This window comes from Enterobacter sp. HK169 (genome assembly GCF_001719105.1).
Lineage (GTDB): Bacteria > Pseudomonadota > Gammaproteobacteria > Enterobacterales > Enterobacteriaceae > Enterobacter > Enterobacter asburiae_B.
Genome location: NZ_CP017087.1, coordinates 2,999,746 through 3,022,475 on the forward strand (window position 1 = coordinate 2,999,746; position 22,730 = coordinate 3,022,475).

A 22,730-nucleotide genomic window follows, 5' to 3' on the forward strand; every position below is an offset into this window, starting at 1 on the left:
AATCTTTTTCCAGGGTGAACGACGCCAGCCCCGTTAATGGCTTAACGGGGAGGAGGGCTATTTAAAGGCACAGCGATACCGCATCTCCGGCTGAGCCAGAAATGTAAAAAAGGGGAATTACTTATTCCCGCTAATTATTCATATGCGATTACTTCGCAGAGAAAAGCATATTTAAAATATCCTGATAAAGGGGTTCTAATTGTTCTGACGGGACTTTTAAGGGGGTTAATCGACGATAAATCGTTCCCTCAATCATCACGGCGGTAATCTCCACGCAGCAGCGAATATGCTCGTCGCTCAGGTGGGGAAACTGCTTTTTCAGGTGCGCGCAGGCGTTGGCGAACATGCGCGATTCGGCTTCGATCAGCATCGTCGCCACCTGCGGATTACGCGTGGCCTCAGCGGACATTTCCAGCATCAGCGCATCGTCATCTTCGTTGAGGGTCTGTCGCCAGGCGAGCGCCTGCGGCATCCCTTCCACCAGGGTTTTACCCTGCATCTCCTCAATGCGTGAGTCGATGATTCGGCGGATCATCTCTTCGATAATCGCGTCTTTGTTGCTGAAATAACGGTAAATTTGACCGACGCTGAGCTTCGCTTCGCTGGCTATCTGCGACATGCTGGCGGCGTGAAATCCGCTGGCGCGAAAGCAGCGACGCGCGGCGGTGATGATTTCGTCCTGACGTTGTTTTTGTCGTTCTTCCAGTTTCGTACTCATCGTCGGCTACCGTGTAAAAGTGAGAATGATCGTTCTCAGTATACGTTTTGGGTGCGTATTGGAAAGGCCTTTTTTATTTAGATATTGAGGGAATGTTTCCGTATTTAAAAAATGGAGGGAATGAGGAGTTTTTGTGGAGGTTAAGCTATGAGATATTCAGATTGCATAGAAAATAAGGAGAGAAAAATGCACCTGAGCATAACAAATAATGTAACGCCCGCTGAAAAAGAAGAGTTATTTGTGGGGTTAAGAGCCTATAACGGGCAATTTTTGGATATGGCGACCTTTAGCGGCGACATTGGCGTTTACGTACGAGACGATAAAGGCGTCATGCTCGGCGGGCTAATTGGGGTGCGTAAAGGCGACTGGCTGAATATCGACTATCTCTGGGTCTGCGAGACCGTGCGCGGATCCGGCGTGGGCAGCCAGCTCATCAAAACGGCCGAAGAGGAAGCCAGACGCAAAGGCTGCAAGCACGCGCTGGTCGATACCGCCAGCTTCCAGGCGCGCCCGTTCTATGAAAAACAGGGGTACCAGCTGCAAATGTCTTTGCAGGATTATCCTTATCCGGGCATGCAGCGGCATTATCTGGCGAAAGCGCTTTAAGCCCCGGATCTGTAGGCCGGGTAAGCGCAGCGCCACCCGGCAAAACCCGCATATAACTTATCCTTCTTATTGATTCTTTTTCGGTTTTTATTTCACCGCCTCGTTGTCGATATAGTCACTACAACATTTAGCAAAAGGAACTGTCTTGTGAAACGTCGATTGGGTGCTCTGGTACTTGCTGGCCTGCTGCTGGCAGGGTGCGATCAAAGTGGCAGCGATGCCAAACACATTAAAGTGGGCGTCATCAACGGCGCTGAACAGGACGTGGCGGAAGTCGCCAAAAAGGTGGCAAAAGAGAAATATGGCCTGGACGTGGAGCTGGTCGGCTTCAGCGGCTCGCTGTTGCCCAACGATGCCACCAACCAGGGAGAACTGGATGCCAACGTCTTCCAGCATCGCCCGTTCCTCGCTGAGGATAACAAGGCGCATAACTACAAGCTGGTGGCCGTGGCGAACACCTTTGTTTTTCCGATGGCCGGCTATTCCCGCAAAATCAAATCCGTCTCTGACCTGAAGGATGGGGCGACGATTGCCATTCCAAACGACCCGACCAACCTTGGCCGCGCGCTGTTGCTGCTGCAAAAGGAGAAGCTCATTACCCTGAAGCCGGGCACCGGGCTGCTGCCGACGGCGCTGGATATTACCGCCAACCCTAAACAGCTGAAAATTATGGAGCTAGAAGGGGCGCAGCTGCCGCGCGTGCTGGACGACCCGAAAGTGGATGTCGCCATCATCAGCACTACCTATATTCAGCAAACCGGGCTGTCGCCGGTGCATGACAGCGTCTTTATTGAAGACAAAAACTCGCCGTACGTGAACATCGTGGTGACGCGCGAAGACAACAAAGACGCGGAGAACGTGAAGGAATTTATCCAGTCGTATCAGTCGCCTGAGGTAGCGAAAGCGGCGGAGACGATCTTTAACGGCGGGGCGGTGCCGGGCTGGTAAACGATCTGACGGAAAACGGGTTGCTTAAATTGGCCCGATTCCATCGGTAATCGCCCTTTAACCCACTGCGGCAAGTGCGACGGCTGGCTATCCTCCTTATCACACCCACCGGAGGATAGCCCATGAACATTACCCACATTCGCAACGCCACCCAGCTGATTTCCTACGCCGGAAAACGTCTTTTAATCGACCCTATGCTGGCCCCGAAGGGGGCTTATCCGGGCTTTCCCGGCACGGCGTATGCCGAACGCCGTAACCCGACGGTCGAACTCCCCGTTGACGTCAACACGCTGCTGGACGCCGACGCGGTGATCGTCACCCATACTCATGACGATCACTGGGATCTCACTGCGGCGGAGCTGATCGCCAAAGACAAACCGATCTACGTGCAAAACGATCGTGACGCCGCGCTGCTGCGCAGCCAGGGATTCAGCAACCTGACGGTCATGACCGACGCGACCTTCTTCGGCGATATTCAGATTACGAAAACCCACGGCGGGCAGCACGGCACCGATCGCGCTTACGCCGTGCCCGAGCTGGCGGAGCGTCTGGGTGAGGCCTGCGGCGTGGTGCTGCGTCATCCCGATGAGAAGACGCTCTATCTTGCCGGGGATACCGTCTGGCGTGACGAGGTGGCGGCCGATCTGCAAAAGCACCAGCCGGACGTGGTGGTGCTGAACGCGGGCTATGCCCACGTTATTGGTTTTGGGCCCATTATTATGGGGCAGGAGGACGTGCTCAACGTTCATTTCCTGCTGCCGCAGGCCAGCATTGTGGCGATCCATATGGAGGCGATTAACCACTGCCTGTTGACCCGCAGCGCGCTGCGTGAGTACGTTGAAGCCAATCAGGTGAGTGACGCAGTGAGCATTCCCCAGGATGGCGAAACCGTTATATTCTGAGCGCGTTAAGGGGAAAGGAGGATCTGATGTCGCTAATCAACGTCGCGATTGTCGCGGTAGACGGGTTCAGCCCGTTCCACTACTCCGTTCCCTGCATTCTGTTTGGCGATTCGGTCTCCGGCGAAAAGCGCTTTAACGTGACGATCTGCGCCGAAACGCCGGGTTTTCTCACCTCAAAAGACGGATTTGCCCTCAACGCCACGCAGGATTTTACCGCCCTTGGTCAGGCCGATATTGTCGTCGTTCCCTACTGGCAGCACGTTCTTGAACGCCCGCCCCAGACGCTGCTCGACAGCCTGGTGCAGGCGAGAGACAACGGCGCGGAAATCGTCGGGCTGTGTCTGGGGTCGTTTGTGCTGGCCTGGGCGGGGCTCCTCGACGGCAAACGTGCGGCCACCCACTGGGAGTTCGAACATCAGTTCCAGTCGCTCTTCCCGCACGTTCAGCTGGATATCAATGCGCTCTACGTGGATGACGGCAATATCATCACCTCCGCCGGAACCGCGGCGGCGCTGGACTGCTGCCTGTATATCATTCGTCAGCGCTTTGGCAGCGTGGTCGCCAACCAGATTGCCCGTCGGATGATTGTTCCGCCCCACCGCGAGGGCGGTCAGGCGCAGTTCATCGCCCAGCCGGTACCCAAAGATACCCGCGACGGACGCATTAACTGCCTGATCGACTACCTGCAGCGGCACATCACCGAACCGCATAGCCTGGACTCACTGGCGGAGGTGGTTTCGATGAGCCGCCGCACCCTGACCCGTCATTTTATTCAAGCCACGGGGATGAGCGTCGCCGACTGGCTTACCGCCGAACGCCTGCGGCGCAGCCAGCTCCTGCTTGAAGCCGGAAATATGCCGATTGAGCGCGTGGCCGAACTGGTGGGATTTAATTCCGCCGTCACCTGGCGACAGCAGTTTAAGGCGCGTTTTGGGGTGAGCCCTGCGGAATGGAGAAAAACATTCCGTCTTCACAGCTAGTGTATTACGGCTAACTCAAGATTTAAGGGGTAGTTAAATCACTTCTTATTTTTTCTTAATCCACCTCTCATTTTTCTGAAAAAATATTTTATTTGCTTCGCCTTAACGCAAATTAGATATACTCGCATTAAGAATGCTCTTATATTTCGAAAATATTAATTGCGAATAAATTTTGTGGCATGGATGAATAGCAATAAAATAGAAAGAAGAATAATTTCATTAGCAAATTATATTATTTTTATCTTATCGGGTGCGCTTTTTTCAGCAAGCATTAACGCTGCGCCCTTGTCGCCAGCCGATCGCGATACTATTCAGCAGCAACAGCAGCAGCTTTTATTACAGAACCAGCAACAGCGTGAAGAGCTGGAGCGGAGTATTCCTCGCCCGGCGCCTGACAGGCCTCTGCCTGCAGCCGGCACCGGGCCCTGCTTCACCATTGATACCATTACCCTTTCCGGCACGACCCTCATTTCCCCGAAAACGCAGCAGGCCCTGGTTGCGCCGTGGCAGGGCCGGTGTCTGGATATGGCGAAAATAACGGAGCTTCTCGCCCGTATTTCTGACTGGTATATCAGCCGGGGATATATCACCAGCCGCGCCTTTCTTACCGAGCAGGATCTCTCCGGCGGCCAGCTGAATATTGTGGTGCTGGAAGGACGGCTGGAAGCGATCCGTCTGGAAGGTGAAACGCCGCGCATGCTGAAAATGGCGTTTCCGGGACGGACAGGCGGCATCCTTAATTTACGCGATATCGAACAGGGGATGGAGCAAATTAACCGTTTGCGCGCCGAACCGGTTCAGATTGAAATTCTGCCGGGAACGCAGGCCGGATATTCCATCGTTAATCTCACGGGCAAGCCGGAATTTCCGTTAAGTGCATCCGTGAGCCTGGATAATAGCGGCCAGAAGAGCACCGGTGAAAACCAGCTTAACGGCGTGCTCACCGCCAATAATATGCTGGGGCTGGCGGATAAATGGTTTGTCAGCGGCGGGCGCAGCAGCGATTTTGCCAGCGCGTACGATGCGCAGAATTTCCAGGCGGGCGTCAGCGTGCCGTCTGGCTACGGACTGCTGGACTACAGCTACGCCTGGAGTAACTACCGGACCACCATCAGTAACCAGGGCTTCAACTGGCTCTCCACGGGCGATACGAAAACCCACCGCCTTAACGCGTCCTGGGTGGTTTTCCGCAACGGGGATGTCAAAACCGGCATTGCGGCGGGCGTGGTCCAGCGCTCCAGCCGCAACTGGCTCAACGACGCGCCGCTTAAGAGCAGCACGCGCAACCTTTCCAGCCTGGTCCTGGGAATTACCCACACGCAAAAAATGCTGGGCGGCGTGGCGACCTTCAACCCGACCTGGAGCCACGGCATGCCGTGGTTCAATGCCGAAACCGATGAAAATAAATCCGGGGATATGCCGCGGGCGGAATTCCGTAAATGGAGCCTGAACGCCAGCTTCCAGCGTCCTGTTGCCCGTAACGCGTGGTGGCTGACCAGCGCCTACGGCCAGTGGTCGCCCGACCGGCTGTACGGCGCCGAGCGCCTGACGCTCGGCGGGGAAAGCTCCGTGCGCGGTTTTAAAGAGCAGTACCTGTCCGGGGACAACGGCGGCTACTGGCGTAACGAGCTGGGGTATTCCCTCTTCACCCTCCCGGTGATTGGCGCGGTAAGCGCAACGGTCGCCGTTGACGGCGGCTGGCTGGAAAAAGACCGTCAGGACCGCTTTGCCTCCGGCACGCTGTGGGGCGGTTCGGTGGGGCTGAGCAGCGCAGGACGCGGGTACAGCAGCCAGATTTCGGTCGGCACGCCCCTGCGCTACCCCGACTGGCTCGGCCCGGATCATGTGAGCGTTAACTGGCGCATTGCCTTCATGCTTTAAGAGACTCTACGACTATGGATACCCGTCACCCACCCGTTCGTTTCTCGCAGCGTCTGATCAGCTGGATTGTCTGCGGCCTGATGGTCTGGCAGCCGGTGGCACCCGCCGTCGCGGCGGCGCTCACGCCGGCCGGGCAGACCACGGTCGACCGGGCCGGGAACGGGGTGCCGGTCGTCAACATTGCCACCCCGAACGGGGCGGGCATCTCGCATAACCAGTTCGGTGAATATAACGTCGGCAACGAGGGGCTTATCCTCAATAACGGCACGGACCGTTTAACCCAAACCCAGCTGGGCGGGCTTATCCAGAACAACCCCAACCTGCAGGCCGGGCGGGAAGCGAAAGGCATCATCAACGAAGTCACGGGCGCCAGCCGCTCGCAGCTGCAGGGCTACACGGAAGTCGCCGGTAAGGCGGCAAACGTCATGGTGGCCAACCCGTACGGCATTACCTGTAACGGGTGCGGATTTATCAACACCCCGAACGTCACCCTGACCACCGGCAAGCCGCAGTTTGACGCCAGCGGTAACCTGCTGGCGCTGGAGGTAACGAAAGGGGCCATCACGGTTGAAGGCCAGGGGCTGGACGCCAGCAAGAGCGACGCGCTGTCGATTATTGCGCGCGCGACGGAAGTGAACGCCGCGATACATGCGAACGACCTGACGGTGACCGCAGGGGCGAACCGCGTGGGCGCCGACGGCAGCGTCAGGCCGGTTGCCGGCGAGGGCGCCGCGCCCGTGGTGGCGGTGGATACCGGCGCGCTCGGCGGGATGTATGCGAACCGTATCCGCCTGGTCTCCAGCGAGGCGGGCGTCGGGGTGAACCTCGGCAACCTCACCGCGCGCCAGGGCGACATTCAGCTGGATGCGGGCGGGAAACTGACGGTCAGGAACAGCCTCGCCAGCGGCTCGATTAGCGCGAAGGGCGCGGGGGTGGCCCTCAGCGGCAGCCATCAGGCCGGGGGCGCGCTGAACGTGGCCAGCTCGCAGGATGTGGAGCTCAGTAACAGCACGCTCGCCAGCCAGGGCGACATGCGCCTTTCCGCGGCGGGGAAAGTGCAGATGACGGGCGGCGGGACAAACAGCGCGGGCGCGCTGGCGGTCAGCAGCGGGCAGGCGATGACGCTCAGCAATACCTCCCTTATCTCCCGCGGCGCGGCGACGCTGAACAGTCAGGACACCCTTACCGTCAACGGTGGCGGCGTGTCGGCACAGGGCGGGGCGCTGACCGTCGCGGGCGGGCAGGGAGTGGCACTTTCGGATGCCACGCTGACGGGCCAGGGCGACACCACGCTGTCCACCGGCGGCAGCCTGACGCAGCGCGGCGGCAGCGTCACCGGCAGGGGCGAGCTCAGCGTGGCGGCCGGGAAGGATATCACCCTGACGAATACCCGCAGCGGAAGCGATACCCGCGCGACGCTCAGCAGCGGCGGCACGCTGTCATCCACGGGCAGTGCGGTCTCGGCAGGGGAGAGCCTGGCGCTGAGCGGCGGGCAGCTGGTGCTGGACGGCCAGAGCCGGGCCGATGCCGCGGCCGATATCCGCCTGACGGGCAGCACCGTCAGTAACCAGGGGCAGGTGAATGCGGGGCGCGACATTGCGCTCTCCGGCGACAGGGTGTCCAGCAGCGGCCTGCTGGCGGCGAAAGGCCGTCTGGACGTGAACGCCGGAGAGCTGACGAACGGCGGCACGGCGCAGGGCAGCGACGTCACCCTGAAGGGGCAGACGGTGACCAATAACGGCACCCTGCAGAGCGCCGGCAACCTGACGTTAAGCGCCGGAACCCTGGCGCAGCGGGGCACGCTGAGCGCGAAAGGCAATGCGAACGTCACGGCGCAGCAGACCCTGCGTAACGACGGCAGCCTGCTGGCTGACGGCGCGATGAACGTGACCGCAGGCGCGCTTGAGCAGAACGGCACCCTGTCCGGCGCGACGGCGCTGACGGCGCAGGCCGGCACCCTGACCAGCGGTCAGGCGTCCCGCACGACCAGCCAGGGCAATATACAGATTACCGCGACCCGCAGCGCCAGCCTGAACGGGCAGACGGACGCGGCGGGGGCGGTCACCGTCAGCGCCGGCGACCTGACCACCGGCCGGGACGCGCACCTGCAGAGCGGGCAGGGGCTCACCCTGCAGGCGCAGAACGCCGCGCTGAACGGCACCCAGGCGGCGAAAGGCGCCCTGTCGGTGACGGCGGGCACGATTGCGCACGCCGGGAAATCCACCGGTGACGCGCTGAGTTTTAACGCGACCGGCGACCTGACCAGCGGCGGGGAGCTCACCGCCGGCGCCATTACTCTCAGCGGACAGAACATCCTCCAGTCCGGCGCCGCAAAAGCGGACCGCATGACCCTGACGGCCCCCGGGCGCATCACCAGCAGCGGCTCGCTGATTGCCGGTATCCTCTCGCTGGACGCTGCCTCGGTGGAGAACGGCGGGCTGCTGCAGGGGACCACCCTGCTCGGCCTGAAGACCGGGTCACTCGCGAACCTCGCGGGCGGGTCGGTCTACAGCGCGCAGGATTTAACGCTGAACGTTCCGGTGCTGGCCAACGGCGGGCTTATCACCACCGACGGCACGCTGCGCATTAAAGGCGACACGCTGACCAACCAGGGTGAAATCAACGGCGTCAGCCTGAGCAGCGACTACCTCAGCCTGACCAGCAGCGGACGCCTGCTGGCGGACGACCGGCTCACCCTGAACGGCACTACTCTGGTTAACGCGGGCAGTATTGCCGCCGGCGACCTGCACATCACGGCGGACAGCCTGGAGAACCAGGGCACCGTCGAGGGGGACGCGGCCCTGACGCTCGGCGTGGCAGACATTACTAACCGCGGCGCGCTGCGCAGCGGCGGAACGCTGACGCTCAGCGGCGACACCCTTACCAGCAGCGGCGAGCTCAGCGCCACCGCGCTGCTGCTGAACCTGACCCGTCAGGTCAGCAACGAGGCGGGCGGCCGGGTGATTGCCCGGGACGGCCTGACGCTGACCGCCGCCAGCCTGACCAACAGCGGGCTGATGGCCGGTGCCGACGCGCAGTTTAACAGCGCGTCGGTGACCAACGGCGGCACGCTGCAGGGAACCCGCTCGCTGACGGCGACGGGGGCACAGCTCAGCAACCTGCAGGCGGGCATGCTGCTCTCCGGTGGCGCGCTCGGCCTGCACCACACCACCCTTAACAACGCCGGGCTCATGCAGGGCAACACCCTGAACCTGGCCACCGGCGAGTGGATGAACACCGGTAACGCGCTGGGGGAAGCGGGCGTGACGGCGGCGGTGACCGGCGCGCTGACCAACAGCGGTAAGGTGCTCAGCCAGCAGGCGCTGGACGTTCAGGCCGGCAATACCGATAACCGGGGCCAGCTGCTGGCGAAAGTGCTGACCCTGCGGGGCGACCTGCAGAACAGCGGCCTGCTTCAGGGCGGCAGCACGCTGGCCTGGTCCGGCAACACCTTCGCGAACCAGGCTCAGGGGCAGGTGACGGGCGGTGAGACCCTCACCCTGAGCGGACACACGCTCAGCAATGCGGGCAGCCTGCAGGGGCGCAGCGCCACGCTGGATGCCGCAGGCCTGAATAACCAGGGCAGCGTTCAGGCGCTGGACGCCCTGACGCTTGCCGCGACCGGCAGGCTGGACAACACGGGCGCCCTGCTCAGCCAGAACCTGTTCACGCTGACGGCGGCGCAGCTGTTTAACGACGGCCGGCTGGCGGGGAAAGCGCTGACGGTGAACGCCGCGCAGCTGACCAACACCGGCATGCTGCAGGGCAACGACACGCTGGCGCTGACCACCCGCGCGCTGAGCAACGGCGCCACCGGGCAGCTGGTGAGCGGAAGCGGCCTGAATCTGTCCCTGGACACGCTCGATAACGCCGGTCTGCTGCTGGTGAACGGCGGGCTCACCCTCCGGGGCAGCGACCTGACGAACCGGGGCGATATTCAGGCGCAGGACCTGGATTTGGGTCTGGGCAACGCCCTGAGCAATACCGGGAACATCGTGGCCACCGGCGATGCCGCGCTTCACGCGACGACGCTGACCAGCAGCGGCACGGTGGCGGGCAGAACGCTGACCGCAGGCGCGACGGAGCTGCGCAACAGCGGCCTGATGCAGGGCAGCAGCGCGGTTAACGCCGCCGCTGACCGCTTTATCAACGCGCTGAACGGCAAATGGCTCTCCGGCGGCGGCTTCACGCTGAAGGGCGGACAGCTGACCAACGCCGGTACGCTGCAGGGCACCACGCTGGGCATGACCGGCACCACCCTCACCAACAGCGGCACGGTGAACGGGCTGACGGGGCTCAGCGGCACGCTCGGCGGGGCGTTAACCAATACCGGGCTGCTGCAGAGCGGCGGCGCAACCACCTTCACCGCGGACACCCTGGCGAACCCGGGGCGCATCACCGGCGGCACGCTCTCCCTGACCGCCCGCGAGATGAGCAACGACGGGCTGATGCAGGGAACGAACGGCCTGGCGCTCACCGGCACCGCGCTGACCACGGGCGCGGCCTCGCGCACCCTCTCCGGCGGCATGCTGACGCTGGACGCAGGCCAGCTGGTTACGCAGGGCACGCTGCAGGGGAACGGCGCGGACATCCGCGCCACCGGCGACTGGACGCACGGCGGGTCCCTGCTCAGCCAGGGGGCGCTGACGGCCGCGACCGGCGGCACGCTGACCTCGTCCGGCTCGCTGATGAGCCAGGGGCGGGCGGATATCACCGCACAGACGCTGGATAACCGCGGGCAGCTCCTCAGCGAAGGGGACGTGACGCTCGGCGGCAGCACCCTTAAAAACAGCGGCACCGTGCAGGGGAACACCCTCGCGCTGCGCCAGGACAGCATTAACAACCAGGGTACCCTGACCGGCCTGCAGAGCCTGACCGTTCAGGGGCAGCAGCGGCTGATGGCGCGCATGGCGATGGCCGCGCCGCAGCAGGCGCTGATTAACGGCGCTGGCGGCAGGCTTCTCACTCAGGGCGCGCTGACCATTGCCTCCGGGGCGGTGACCAACGCCGGCAGCTGGCAGGCGCAGAACATCCTGCTTAACGCGCAGTCGCTCACCAACAGCGGCACGGTGCAGAGCGCCGACGGGCTGCAGATGACGCTGGCCGACACGCTCACCGGAACCACGGGCAGTAAGATCACCGCGCTGGGCAGCGCCACGCTGCAGGCCGCGACGCTGGTGAACCAGGGGCAGTGGGCGGCGAAAAACCTGACGCTGACCGGCGGCACGCTCAGCAACAGCGGCGCCATCAGCGGGGTGAATGGCCTGACCCTCAGCCAGACCGGCGCGGTCAGCCAGCAGTCGACCGGGACCCTGCTCTCCGGCGGGGCGCTGAACGTCACGGCGGCCTCCGTCACCAGCGACGGCAGAATGCAGGGGAGCACGCTCGGCATCACCACCGGGGCGCTCACCAACGGCGGACGTCTGCAGGGCGATAACGGCGCGACGCTGGCCCTCAGCGGCACGCTGACCAACAGCAGCGGGGGCGAAATCGTCAGCCGCGATGGCCTGACGCTGACCACGCCCGCGCTGTTTAACTACGGCCTGATTCAGGGCGGCGGCGAGACGCGCGTGACCGCCTCCTCCCAGGCGCGTAACGACGGAAGGCTGCTCTCCGGCGCGCGCCTGACGCTCGGCACGCCGCAGTTCACCGGCACCGGCTGGCTGCAGGCCACCGACCTGATCCTGAATGCGGCAAACGCCACTAACGGCGGCACGTGGGTGGCCGATCGCGCCACCCTGACCGGCACCAATTTCGCCAGCCAGGGCACCACCCAGGCGGGACAGCTGACGGTTAACTACGGCCAGCTGAACAACAGCGGCACGCTGCTCGGCAACGCGCAGCTGAATATCGACGCGGACCAGGTGACCCAGAGCGCGGGCGGCAGGCTGCTGAGCGGCGGCAACCTGTGGCTGCAGAGCCGGGGGCTGGACCTGACCGGCCAGCTGGTCTCCCTGGGGGACTTAACGCTGCAGCTGACGAACGCGTTTACCAGCCGGACCGCCGTGGCGGCAGGCCGAACCCTGACCATCAGCAGCGGCGGCGACATCGATAACCGCAGCGTGCTGCAGGGGCAGACGGTTAACCTCAGCGCGGGCGGGCAGCTCAGCAACAACGGACAAATCACCACCGGCGGCGGCACCAGCACGCTCTCCGGCAGCAGCGTGGCGCTGAACGCCGCGGGCACGGTGCAGGGCGGGGGCGACATCACCGTCGCCAGCCGGAGCAACATTACCGTCGACGGCTTCACCGGCACGCGCGGCTCGCTGACCCTGAGCGCACCGGGTTCCATCGTCAACACCGCGCTGCTGTACGCGGCGAATAACCTGGCGCTTTATGCCGACAGCATCACCAACCGGCGCGGCGACATCATGGCGGGGAACAACCTGTGGATGCAGCGTGATGCGGCGGGGAATGCGAACAGCCAGGTGGTGAACACGTCGGGGAATATTGAGACGCAGGGTGGGGATATTACGGTTAAGACTGCCAGCCTGTTAAATCAGCGTGATGGATTAACGTCAACCACAACAACAAGTGCGTCGCCAGCGTATGGTTGGGTTGGGCAGGCAACTGTTGACATACCTGTGTCGGTTCTCGGAATCGATACGCTTGTTCGGGATAAATACAGCACTTATACCCATGACGGTTCAGGTACATGTGGGGGAGTTCCCTGTTTCTTGTATGAGGATACCCATTACTATTACAAACCAATTACAGGCTATGAAACACGTAAATATGCACTAAATCAGATAGCGCAGGTTGTAAATGCTGAGGGTGGAAGCGCTCGTATTTCTTCCGGGCGTAACCTGACTATCACTGCCGCAGAGTTGAACAATCAGGCGAGTGCAATCCTGGCGAATAGCAATATTACGCTTGCAGGAAACACGCTGAATAATCAGAGCTATCAGAGCGGAACTTATACAGAATATGCTGTATATAAATATGTAAGCCCCTCATATGGCGGGGGTTCTCCTGGCTCCTACTCTCCAACCCATCGCAATACTTACTACGACAATGACGTAACCTATGTATTAGATGGGCATGTCACAGAAAGTGAAAATGGTGAAACATACCGCGCCGTCATCCAGGCGGGCGGTAACGTCACCGCGAACTTCACCAGCAACATCAGTAACACCAGTACCACCGCCAATGCGGGCGGCGTCAGTAACGTTATCTCCACCCCGTCGCTGAACACACTCAGCAACCAGACCATCGGCAGCGGTGTGCAAAAACAGGGGCTGAGCGCTGCCGGAACCGTGGCGGTGACCTCGCCGCAGTGGAACGATCGGCTCCAGGGGGCGCTGCAGCAGCTTAACGGCGGCGGCGCGCTGGAAAACGGCGGCGCGTCCGGCACGCCTCTCAGCAACGTTGCCACCACGCAGAAAGGCGATGCGAACCTCGGCCAGCTGGGCACGCTGGCGAACGCCGGGGTCACCACCGCCGATCTCCGAACCGCGCAGGGCGGCGCCGTCGGGCACTATCAGGGCCAGCGCGTCGATACCAGCGCTTACCCGCTGCCGTCGGGCAACAACGGCTATTTTGTCTTCTCCGACAACCCGAAAAGCCCGTACCTGATCGGCATCAACCCGAAACTGAACGGTCTCGGACAGCTTGATCCCGCCCTGTTTGCCGACCTGAACGCGATGCTCGGGATCAAACCGTCGTCCACGGCGCCGCAGGAGACGCGGCTGGCGTTTACCGACGAGAAGCAGTTCCTCGGCTCGTCCTATATGCTGGGCCGCCTCAACCTGAACCCGGACTACGACTACCGCTTCCTCGGCGATGCGGCGTTCGATACCCGCTATGTTTCCAACGTGGTACTCAACCAGACCGGTAACCGCTACCTGAACGGCATCGGCTCCGATCTGGATCAGATGCGCTACCTGATGGACAACGCCGCGGCGGCGCAGCAGTCGCTGGGCCTGCAGTTTGGCGTCTCGCTGACCGCCGATCAGATTGCCGCGCTCGACCACAGCCTGCTGTGGTGGGAGAAAGCCACCGTCAACGGCGAAACGGTGATGGTGCCGAAACTTTACCTGTCGCCGAAGGACGTCACCGTCAACAACGGCAGCGTGATCGCGGGCAACAACGTCACCCTGAAGGGCGGCAGCATCACCAACGGCGGCAGCTCGCTGCTGGCGAAAAACAGCCTGACGCTCGACAGCCAGAACAGCATCAGCAACCTCAGCAACGGCCTGATGAAAGCGGGCGGCGACCTGAACCTGAGCGCCATCGGCGATATCAATAACATCAGCTCCACCATCAGCGGCAAAACGGTCGCGCTGGAGAGCCTGGACGGCAGCATCAACAACCTGACCCAGGTTGAGCAGATTGATATCAACGCCGGCGGGAAGTACGGCAACATCGGCCTGAAGGACACCCTGCTGGGGAACGCTGCGTCGATTACCGCGCAGGATGGCCTGTCGCTTGAGGCGGGTAAAAACATCACCGTTACCGGGGCGAACCTGGCCTCCGGCGGCGATATGCTGCTGAACGCGTGGGGCGATATTGCCGTCAACGCGAATCAGATCAACGACGCATTCAGCTCCAGCCGGGAGAAAACCAGCCGTTCCTCCGTCACGTATCAGGGAAGTAACGTCAGTGCGGGCGGCAACCTGCTGGTGAATGCCGGGCACAACCTTGACGTGACCGCCAGCGACCTGAAGGCGGGCGGCAGCGCGGGGCTGAGCGCGGGCAACGACCTGAACCTGAACGCGGAGCAAACAAGCGAAAGCAGCCGGAAAGGAAAAAGCGAATCCCACAGCACCGGGCTCGACCGCACCACGATTTCCGCAGGCGATAACCTGGTCCTGAAGGCCGGGCAGGATATCAACGCCCGGGCCGCCGCGCTGGCGGCGGAGAAAAGCGTCGGGCTGCAGGCGGGTCGCGACGTGAATCTGGCTGCGGAAGAGACCACGCAGGGCGACAGCTATAGGTCAGGCAAGAAAACCGTTATTAACGAATCGGTACGTCAGCAGGGAACCGAGATCGCCAGCGGGGAGAATACTCAAATCCTCGCCGGACGCGATGTCACCACCGAAGCCGCGCAGGTGACGGCGAAGGGCGATATCGGCGTGGCGGCAGGCCGCGACGTCAATCTCAATACCGCAACCGAAAGCGATTATCACTACAAAGAGCAGACCAAAACCAAAAAAGGTTTCCTCAGCAAGAAAACCACCCACACCATCGAGGAGGACAGCGCGACGCGTGAATCCGGCTCATTACTTAGCGGCGACAACGTGCAGGTGGTGGCGGGCAACAACCTGCGGGTGTTCGGCTCCGCCGTGGCGGGCGATGGCGACGTGCAGCTTAAGGCGGGCAACAACGTTGATATCGTGGCGGCCACCAACACCGACACCTCCTGGCGCTTTAAGGAAGAGAAAAAATCCGGCCTGATGGGCTCGGGCGGGATTGGCTTCACCATCGGCAGCAGTAAAAGCACGCACGATCTTCGTGAGAAGGGTACCACCCAGAGCCAGAGCTTCAGTACGGTGGGCTCGACGGGCGGTAACGTCGCGATTTCTGCCGGAAACCAGACCCACATCGGCGGGGCGGATCTTATCGCCGGGAAGGATTTAAGCCTCAGCGGCGACAGCGTCATCATCGAGCCGGGGCACGACAGGCGCACCCGGGATGAAACCTTCGAGCAGAAGAAAAGCGGGCTCACCGTGGCGCTCTCCGGCACCGTCGGTAGCGCTATTAACAATGCCGTGAGCGCGGCGCAGGAGACCAAAGAGCAAAGTGATGGCCGTCTGAAAGCCCTTCAGGCCACCAAAACGGTGCTGTCCGGCGTGCAGGCCGGGCAGGCAGCGGATATGGCGGCAACCACCGGCGACCCGAACGCAATGGGTGTGAGCCTCTCGCTGACGACCCAGAAGTCGAAATCACAGCAGCATGCTGAGAGTGATGCGGTGGCAGGCAGCACGCTGAACGCAGGCAATAATCTCTCCATCACCGCGAACGGCAAAAACAAAGGCGCGAACAGCGGCGACATCGTGATTGCGGGCAGCCAGCTGAAAGCCGGGGGTGATACCACGCTGGATGCACAGAACGATATTCTGCTGTCCGGCGCGGCGAATACCCAAAAGACCAGCGGCAAGAACAGCAGCAGCGGTGGCGGTATTGGGGTAAGCATCGGTGCCGGAGGCAACGGCGCGGGTATCAGCGTGTTTGCCAACGTTAACGCCGCGCACGGCAAGGATAAAGGTAACGGTACCGACTGGACCGAAACCACAATCGACAGCGGCAAAAACGTCACCCTAAAAAGCGGGCACGACACCGTGCTTGATGGCGCCCAGGTTAACGGCAATAAAATCGTGGCAGACATTGGTCACGACCTGCTGATGCGCAGCCAGCAGAACAACAGCGACTACGACAGCAAGCAGACCAGCGTTGCGGCCGGGGGCAGCTTCACCTTCGGCACCATGTCCGGTTCAGGCTATATCAACGCCAGCCAGGACAAGATGAAGAGCCGCTTTGATTCGGTGGCCGAACAGACCGGGCTGTATGCCGGGGACGGGGGCTTCGACATCACCGTGGGGCATCACACCCAGCTTGATGGCGCGGTTATCGCGTCCACCGCCACGCCGGACAAAAACAGCCTCGATACCGGAACGCTGGGCTTCAGCGATATCCACAACGAAGCGGACTTTAAAACCTCGCACTCCGGTATCAGCCTGAGCGGCGGCGGCAGCTTCGGGGATAAATTCCAGGGCAACCTGCCGGGCGGCATGATCTCCGCTGCGGGTAATAAAGGCCATAAGGAAGGCACCACGCAGGCCGCCGTGGCAGAGGGCTCCCTCACCATCCGCGACAAGGCAAACCAGAAGCAGGACGTGGCCGATCTGAGTCGCGACACCGAACATGCTAACGACAGCATCAGCCCGATCTTCGACAAGGAGAAAGAGCAGAACCGCCTGAACGCGGTTGGGATGATCAGCGACATTGGCAGCCAGGTGGCGGATATTGCCAGGACGCAGGGTGATCTTAACGGGCTGAAGGCGGCAAAGGATAAATATGGTGATATTCCGGCTAACGCGACAGAAAAAGATCGCCAGGATTATCTGGCGAAACTGCGTGCTACGCCGGAATATAAAGAGACGCAGGAAAAATATGGTACCGGCAGCGATATGCAGCGCGGCATCCAGGCGGCCACGGCAGCGCTGCAGGGACTGGCGGGCGGCAATATCGGAGGGGCGCTGGCGGGCGCGTCGGCACCGGAGCTGGCGCATCTGCTGAAATCGACAGAGGATAACCCGGCTATCAACACGATTGCGCACGCGATACTGGGTGGCGCAGTTGCGGTACTGCAGGGGAATAGCGCAGCGGCGGGTGCGGCAGGTGCCGCAACGGGCGAGCTGGCTGCGCATGCTATAGCCAGCCTGCTCTATCCGGATGTGAAAGACCTGTCGACATTGAGCGAAGATCAAAAGCAGACGGTCATTACGCTGGCATCTGTATCGGCGGGGATGGCTGGTGGGTTGGCGGGAGGTAGTACGGCTTCGGCAGCTGCTGGGGCGCAAGGAGGAAAGAACGCGGCTGAGAATAATGCTACCTCCATTCCTCTCCCCTCTGGCCTGGATAACTACATGAACGCCGTGGGTTCATGGAATCAATATGCCGAAAATAAGGGCTTATCTGTAGAAGAAAAACAGGCAGGTTTGGATAAACTGGCGAAAGGCGACTTACCTGAGGGGGCTAACATCACAAAAGTGATTGTCGAAGGTTACCAGGATGGGGTAATGATCGGAGCCGCCTGGTATTTAGGACCTGCGGCGTCGGTGGGTAAAGTTGTTGGTGGGGGAGTGATTGCGGAAATCGCCAACGGAGGGTACCAGTGGTTTAACCTGAGTCAGCCAGGCAATGAAAACAAATCGTGGGATTATAAAAGCAGCATTAGTGCTGGCGTGGGGGGGATGCTTGCTCCGGGAAGGAATACCTGGCAAAACATCGGCATAGCTATGGGAGGGGCATTCTTTACTGATGGCCCAAATACGGGATCGCTTATTGGTTCAGCATTAGGTTCATGGGCTGGCGGTAAACTCGGTGAACTAGCACCTTTCCCAGGGGAAGTTAATGATCTGATAGGTGGTTTGGGAGGGGAGTTAATCGGCGATAAAGTTAAGGATAAAGTTAATGGCAAATAATAAGGCGTTTCATCGGGCTACGTTTTTGGTTTTTCTGCTTAGTACCCTTTATTACGGTGTGTTTTTTTTTGCATTTATTTTTATTGTAAACAATGTACTGATCGAGTTTATAAGTTCTGGAAAGATTGATTTATCATCAAAATCATTAATTTATCTATCTGTGGTGAGCGCTATAGTTGGCGTCGCCGCTGGTGCCAGAGTATGGCTCTTTGCAAAGTTAGATGAACGCAAAGCTAGAAAATCATCCTGAATATATCGCCACTAATTGACAGACCAATCCGGGTTGAATGGACATTTGATATGCCTGGGAAATATTCTTTCCAGGCATAACTTCGCTACAAACGAGACTTTCCTTGCGATTTTTTCTAACCGACCTACCCTAGCCTCTCCACCCTCGTCTCCCCCTCCACCATTGACAGCTGATACAGCGAAAACGATCGCTGTTTCTCAATCAACTTCGCCAGCTCCGGCGAGTGGCTGGTGAGCCAAATCTGCGAGTAGCGGCTGGCCTCGGCGATTAAGCTCGCCAGCGCGGGCAGCATCTGTGGGTGCAGGCTGTTTTCCGGTTCGTTCAACGCGATAAACGCCGGTGGGCGCGGGCTTAACAGCGCTACCGCCAGGCACAGAAAGCGCAGGGTGCCGTCGGAGAACTCCGCCGGTTCCAGCGGCCTGCTAAGACCTTCGCGCTGCATCATCATGCGAAAACGTCCGCCGGTGTTGTCGCTGTAAAACACGCAGCCGGGGAAGGCCTGGTCAAGGATGCGCATCAGCAGCAGCTCGTCGCCGATCTCGACGATAGTCTGAAACGCTGCCGCCAGGTTGGCACCGTCGCTGGCCAGCACCGGGGAGCGGAAGCCGACCTGCGGGGCGCGCATCGCCGAGCCGATTGATACAGAAAACTCATGATAAAATCGCCAGTTACGCAGGGACTCGCGCATCTGCGACACTTCCGGGTAAAGATGCGGTTCGCCGAGCTGCCCGAACACCGATTCGTTCTCGTACAGCGTGCCGCTGTGGGTCACTTTCTCGTGATGCACGTTGTTCAGAAATACTGCCTGGTTCTTACGCTTCATCAGCTGTGACGAAGGCCGACGGTGCTGACCGCTCAGCCAGATGGACTCCTCTTTGATCACCGGGTCGAGCTGAAACTGCGAGGGATAGGGCAGCTTCTCCACAAACCCGACCTGCAGCTCGTATTCGTAGGCCTCTGTTTCCACCGCCAGATTCATCCGCCGCAGCTGGTCGCTGCGGGTTTTGCCTGCCCAGAACACCTTCAGAATGCCGCCCTCGTTTGCCAGCGCCTGGGAAAACTGTCCCTGAGCGGCGCTGTGCATCAGGTGTATCGCCTTGTAAATATTGGATTTCCCGGTGCCGTTCGGCCCGAAGACGATGTTGAGCTGCTCCAGCTCCAGCGACATGTCGCGGATGGATCGGTAGTTTTGAATATGCAGGGTGTTGATCACTGGCAGGCCCCTTTTTGCAGAATAAGCCTGTATATAATCACAGTCTTTGAGATGAAATGCAAAAAAGAGACGACAGTGAGGATGTCGTCTAAACGGGGTACTGCTTTGGGCCTCTACGGGTCAATGGGGCCTTCGCATTTTTATGATCACTTGACTGCCAGACGCAGACCCAAATCATCAGGATAGGGATCAAAGTAGTTTTGCGTCATCAGATACCGGTCGGGGTATTCGGCCAGGTAGTGCTTCAGCAGCGTGATCGGGGCGAGAATAGGCAACTGTCCGTTGCGATAGTGCAGGATCACGTCGCGCAGCTCGCCGCGCTGGCGGGTGTTCAGCTGGTTACGGAAATACCCCTGGATATGCATCAGTACGTTGGTGTGATTCTTCCGCGAGGCGGGTTTTTTCAGGATGGTCATCAGTTTTTCCCGGTACGCCACGAAGAAGGCGTCCAGGTCTTCCCACTCGTGCAGCGAGGCAACGAACGGGCCTATTTCGCGGTAGCCTGCCTGATGGTGCGCCAGTAGCTGAAGCTTATAGCGGCTGTGAAAATCCAGCAGCCCACGGCGCGTCAGACCTTTAGCGCGCAGCATGTTTAGCTCGTGCAGGGCAAATACCCGCTCGATAAAGTTTTCTCGCAGCACCGGGTCGTGCAGCCGACCGTCTTCCTCGACGGGCAGCCACGGGTAGGTTTCAAGAAGGGCGGCGGTGAACAGCCCGACGCCCTCCTTGCGGCCCCGGTTGCCGTTTTCATCGTACAGCCGCACGCGTTCCAGGCCGCAGCTTGGGGATTTTGCACAGACGATAAATCCCGACAGATCGCCGATTTTTGGCAGATAGTCTGCCGTAAAGTCGGCCATTTTCTGCGTGAGGTCATCATGAGGCGGCTTGCTGAAACGGAGCTGCGTTTCGCCGCTGTCCGTCAGCGTCAGGCGTATGGCCGGGCGAGGCGTCGGCAGGCCGATGGCCATTTCAGGGCAGACGGGCCTGAAATTCACCCACTGGGCCAGCTCATCCATGACGAAGCCCATACGCTTGTGTCCGCCGTCAAAGCGAACGGCGGATCCGGTCAAACATCCGCTAATACCGAGTACAGGTTTCGTTGTCATGGTGTAGTCCTCCCGTTCATATAATTAAAACTTACACAACATGACTAATTTGTCCAAGTATTAGCGGAACTATTTTTTTTATTCCTTTAAAATCAATGCGTCTTAACTGCCCTTGTAGGTCGAGTAACCGTACTGGCTCAGCAGAAGCGGGATGTGCAGCTTCTCGTTGGTGCGGGTCACGGTAAACAGCACCGGGATCTCCGGGAAGAAGGAGTCCAGCTTTTTGCCGTGGAAGTACTCTGCGGTTTTGAAGGTCACTTTATACACGCCAGGCTGCATGTCCTGATCCTGCGGATAGAGCGATTTGATGCGGCCGTCGTGGTCGGTTTTACCGCTAGCAATCGGGGTCCATTTGTCCTGCTGCTGTTTCTCCAGCGTAACGGTCACGTCTGATGGCGGCATCCCGGTTTGCTGGTCGAGAATGTGGACGCTCAGCGTGCCGGCAGGGGCGCTAAAGGCAGCAGGGGCAAAGGCCATCGAGGCCAGGATCAGCAGAGGGGCAGTTTTTTTCATGGTGTTTTCCTGTTGAGTTATTCGTCACAGGAAAACGTTAGCATCTGCGGCGCGGGAAAATATTCAACTTTTCGTGAAGATTCCCGCAGGAGAAAATTATCAGAGGATAATCACTTCAAGCGATACCTGCTGCTGCCACTGCTCCACCTGTTTTTTCCGCCCGGCGGTGAGTTTGCCGCTGGTGACCAGAAGCCATTTGCGCTCCGGGAAAATTTCCGGTGCCAGCGCGTCAGGCGGAACCGGCAGGATGTCGATTCGGTGGCCCTGCCCGGTGCGCGTTAAGGCTTCGAGCCAGATCTCGCACGGGTCGTTCAGGTGCCAGCCGCTGAGCAAAATATTATCGCCCGGCGCTTTTTTATCGCCTTCGAGGCAAAACGAGGTGTAGGCGATGATGATGCCGTCGAGGATCGCGCGCAGGGTCATGGCGGCGGCGACGTTGGCCGAGACCTGGCTGCGCAGCGGGCGCAGCACGTTCGCGACCAGCTCCGGCCTTGGGTATTCGCGTCCGGCGTCGTAAATCATCTGGCGCAGGGACTCGACCTTGCCGTCCTGCAGACGTTGCAGCATGTTCTGCTGCAGGGTTTGCCAGTTGTTGGTCCGACCCGGCATCGGGCGTTCCAGCAGCGGTTTGACCTGGCCGATCGGGACGCCTTTTTTGACCCAGTCGAGGATTTTTAGCGCCTGCTGGACGTCATCGTCGCTGTACTGGCGGTGGCCGCCTTCCGTGCGCTGTGGCTTGAGTAAACCATAGCGACGCTGCCACGCCCGCAGGGTGGTGGCGGTGATGCCGCTGAGTCTGGCGAATTCGCCGATGGAGTAAGCCATGTCCGTGTCCAGAGTGGAGGAATACTCTCAATATACTACGAATTTTCCCGAACGGGATGAAGCGCCGAAACGGTGCACTACACTTAACGTCCAACCGTGCAAATGAAAGGAATTCTCATGAAGCTATGGCCTGTAGTGACCGGTGTTGCCATTGCGCTGACGCTGGTCGCCTGTAAATCCCCCACGCCGCCGAAGGGCGTGCAGCCGATTTCCGGTTTTGACGCCAGCCGCTATCTTGGCAAATGGTACGAGGTCGCCCGTCTGGAAAACCGCTTTGAACGCGGGCTGGAGCAGGTAACCGCCACCTACGGCAAGCGCAGCGACGGCGGCATCAGCGTGCTCAACCGGGGCTACGATCCGGTGAAGAACAAGTGGAACGAGAGCGAAGGCAAAGCGTACTTTACCGGCGAGCCAACCACCGCCGCGCTGAAGGTGTCCTTCTTCGGCCCGTTCTACGGCGGCTATAACGTGATCAGGCTGGACGATAAGTACCAGTACGCCCTGGTCAGCGGCCCGAACCGCGACTACCTGTGGATCCTGTCACGCACGCCAACCATTCCGGATGCGGTGAAGCAGGATTACCTGAACACCGCGCGCAGTCTGGGCTTCCGAACCGATCAGCTGGTGTGGGTGAAGCAGTAG

At 60.3% G+C, this 22,730-nt stretch carries 13 protein-coding genes and 1 pseudogene; 9 read left to right on the plus strand and 5 right to left on the minus strand.

Going from position 1 to position 22,730, the window contains the following annotated elements; genetic code table 11:
* Positions 1-148: 148 nt before the first annotated feature.
* A complete protein-coding gene (locus tag EnteroDNA1_RS14270) occupies positions 149-718 on the minus strand; it encodes a TetR/AcrR family transcriptional regulator (protein WP_033144322.1) in 570 nt (189 codons plus the stop codon).
* A gap of 186 nt (positions 719-904) precedes the next feature.
* Between EnteroDNA1_RS14270 and EnteroDNA1_RS14275 the strand changes: the two genes are divergently transcribed.
* The 8 genes and pseudogenes from EnteroDNA1_RS14275 to EnteroDNA1_RS14305 all read left to right on the plus strand — a co-directional run bounded on the left by EnteroDNA1_RS14275 (position 905) and on the right by EnteroDNA1_RS14305 (position 18,431).
* Positions 905-1,324 (plus strand): GNAT family N-acetyltransferase, encoded by a 420-nt coding sequence (locus EnteroDNA1_RS14275; RefSeq protein ID WP_048981416.1) that lies wholly within the window; start codon positions 905-907, stop codon positions 1,322-1,324.
* A gap of 147 nt (positions 1,325-1,471) precedes the next feature.
* The gene (gene nlpA / locus EnteroDNA1_RS14280; RefSeq protein WP_048981417.1) at positions 1,472-2,272 is read left to right on the plus strand and encodes a lipoprotein NlpA; all 801 of its coding nucleotides are present in this window, start codon (positions 1,472-1,474) and stop codon (positions 2,270-2,272) included.
* A gap of 122 nt (positions 2,273-2,394) precedes the next feature.
* Positions 2,395-3,174: an MBL fold metallo-hydrolase gene (locus EnteroDNA1_RS14285; protein WP_048981418.1), complete on the plus strand. Its 780-nt coding sequence runs from the start codon at positions 2,395-2,397 to the stop codon at positions 3,172-3,174.
* Positions 3,175-3,200: 26 nt separating this feature from the next.
* A complete protein-coding gene (locus EnteroDNA1_RS14290) occupies positions 3,201-4,154 on the plus strand; it encodes a GlxA family transcriptional regulator (RefSeq protein ID WP_048981419.1) in 954 nt (317 codons plus the stop codon).
* Positions 4,155-4,337: 183 nt separating this feature from the next.
* Positions 4,338-6,035, plus strand: coding sequence for a ShlB/FhaC/HecB family hemolysin secretion/activation protein (locus EnteroDNA1_RS14295; RefSeq protein ID WP_069303455.1), 1,698 nt, complete (start codon positions 4,338-4,340; stop codon positions 6,033-6,035).
* A gap of 80 nt (positions 6,036-6,115) precedes the next feature.
* Positions 6,116-6,859: pseudogene (locus EnteroDNA1_RS22710) on the plus strand (filamentous hemagglutinin N-terminal domain-containing protein); the annotation flags it as partial.
* 1,056 nt (positions 6,860-7,915) lie between these two features.
* Positions 7,916-18,181 carry a hemagglutinin repeat-containing protein gene (locus EnteroDNA1_RS14300; protein ID WP_442856682.1) on the plus strand — a complete coding sequence of 3,422 codons (10,266 nt, stop codon included), beginning with the start codon at positions 7,916-7,918 and terminating at the stop codon, positions 18,179-18,181.
* The gene (locus EnteroDNA1_RS14305) at positions 18,171-18,431 is read left to right on the plus strand and encodes a hypothetical protein (RefSeq protein WP_048980216.1); all 261 of its coding nucleotides are present in this window, start codon (positions 18,171-18,173) and stop codon (positions 18,429-18,431) included. Before EnteroDNA1_RS14300 ends, EnteroDNA1_RS14305 begins: the two co-directional genes overlap by 11 nt.
* 124 nt (positions 18,432-18,555) lie before the next feature.
* Here EnteroDNA1_RS14305 and EnteroDNA1_RS14310 read toward each other — a convergent pair whose 3' ends face one another.
* The 4 genes from EnteroDNA1_RS14310 to EnteroDNA1_RS14325 all read right to left on the minus strand — a co-directional run bounded on the left by EnteroDNA1_RS14310 (position 18,556) and on the right by EnteroDNA1_RS14325 (position 22,088).
* Complete coding sequence (locus tag EnteroDNA1_RS14310; protein ID WP_069303456.1) at positions 18,556-19,644, minus strand: AAA family ATPase; 1,089 nt, start codon at positions 19,642-19,644, stop codon at positions 18,556-18,558.
* Positions 19,645-19,790: 146 nt separating this feature from the next.
* Positions 19,791-20,750: a YbgA family protein gene (locus EnteroDNA1_RS14315; RefSeq protein ID WP_069303457.1), complete on the minus strand. Its 960-nt coding sequence runs from the start codon at positions 20,748-20,750 to the stop codon at positions 19,791-19,793.
* 102 nt (positions 20,751-20,852) lie between these two features.
* Positions 20,853-21,263, minus strand: a complete 411-nt coding sequence (gene uraH, locus EnteroDNA1_RS14320) for a hydroxyisourate hydrolase (RefSeq protein WP_033147068.1) — start codon at positions 21,261-21,263, stop codon at positions 20,853-20,855.
* A 99-nt stretch (positions 21,264-21,362) separates the two neighbouring features.
* A complete protein-coding gene (locus EnteroDNA1_RS14325) occupies positions 21,363-22,088 on the minus strand; it encodes a MerR family transcriptional regulator (RefSeq protein ID WP_048975187.1) in 726 nt (241 codons plus the stop codon).
* A 117-nt stretch (positions 22,089-22,205) separates the two neighbouring features.
* On the opposite strand from EnteroDNA1_RS14325, the gene EnteroDNA1_RS14330 reads away from it, so the two are divergent.
* Positions 22,206-22,730, plus strand: coding sequence for a lipocalin family protein (locus EnteroDNA1_RS14330; protein WP_029740779.1), 525 nt, complete (start codon positions 22,206-22,208; stop codon positions 22,728-22,730).

Excerpts from the sequence above, each read along its gene's own strand:
- EnteroDNA1_RS14270 (WP_033144322.1), bottom strand. The coding sequence starts at position 718 with ATGAGTACGAAACTGGAAGAACGACAAAAACAACGTCAGGACGAAATC.
- EnteroDNA1_RS14275 (WP_048981416.1), top strand. The coding sequence starts at position 905 with ATGCACCTGAGCATAACAAATAATGTAACGCCCGCTGAAAAAGAAGAG.
- EnteroDNA1_RS14285 (WP_048981418.1), top strand. The coding sequence starts at position 2,395 with ATGAACATTACCCACATTCGCAACGCCACCCAGCTGATTTCCTACGCC.
- EnteroDNA1_RS14290 (WP_048981419.1), top strand. The coding sequence starts at position 3,201 with ATGTCGCTAATCAACGTCGCGATTGTCGCGGTAGACGGGTTCAGCCCG.
- EnteroDNA1_RS14295 (WP_069303455.1), top strand. The coding sequence starts at position 4,338 with ATGAATAGCAATAAAATAGAAAGAAGAATAATTTCATTAGCAAATTAT.
- EnteroDNA1_RS14300 (WP_442856682.1), top strand. The coding sequence starts at position 7,916 with ATGAACGTGACCGCAGGCGCGCTTGAGCAGAACGGCACCCTGTCCGGC.
- EnteroDNA1_RS14305 (WP_048980216.1), top strand. The coding sequence starts at position 18,171 with ATGGCAAATAATAAGGCGTTTCATCGGGCTACGTTTTTGGTTTTTCTG.
- EnteroDNA1_RS14315 (WP_069303457.1), bottom strand. The coding sequence starts at position 20,750 with ATGACAACGAAACCTGTACTCGGTATTAGCGGATGTTTGACCGGATCC.
- uraH (WP_033147068.1), bottom strand. The coding sequence starts at position 21,263 with ATGAAAAAAACTGCCCCTCTGCTGATCCTGGCCTCGATGGCCTTTGCC.
- EnteroDNA1_RS14325 (WP_048975187.1), bottom strand. The coding sequence starts at position 22,088 with ATGGCTTACTCCATCGGCGAATTCGCCAGACTCAGCGGCATCACCGCC.
- EnteroDNA1_RS14330 (WP_029740779.1), top strand. The coding sequence starts at position 22,206 with ATGAAGCTATGGCCTGTAGTGACCGGTGTTGCCATTGCGCTGACGCTG.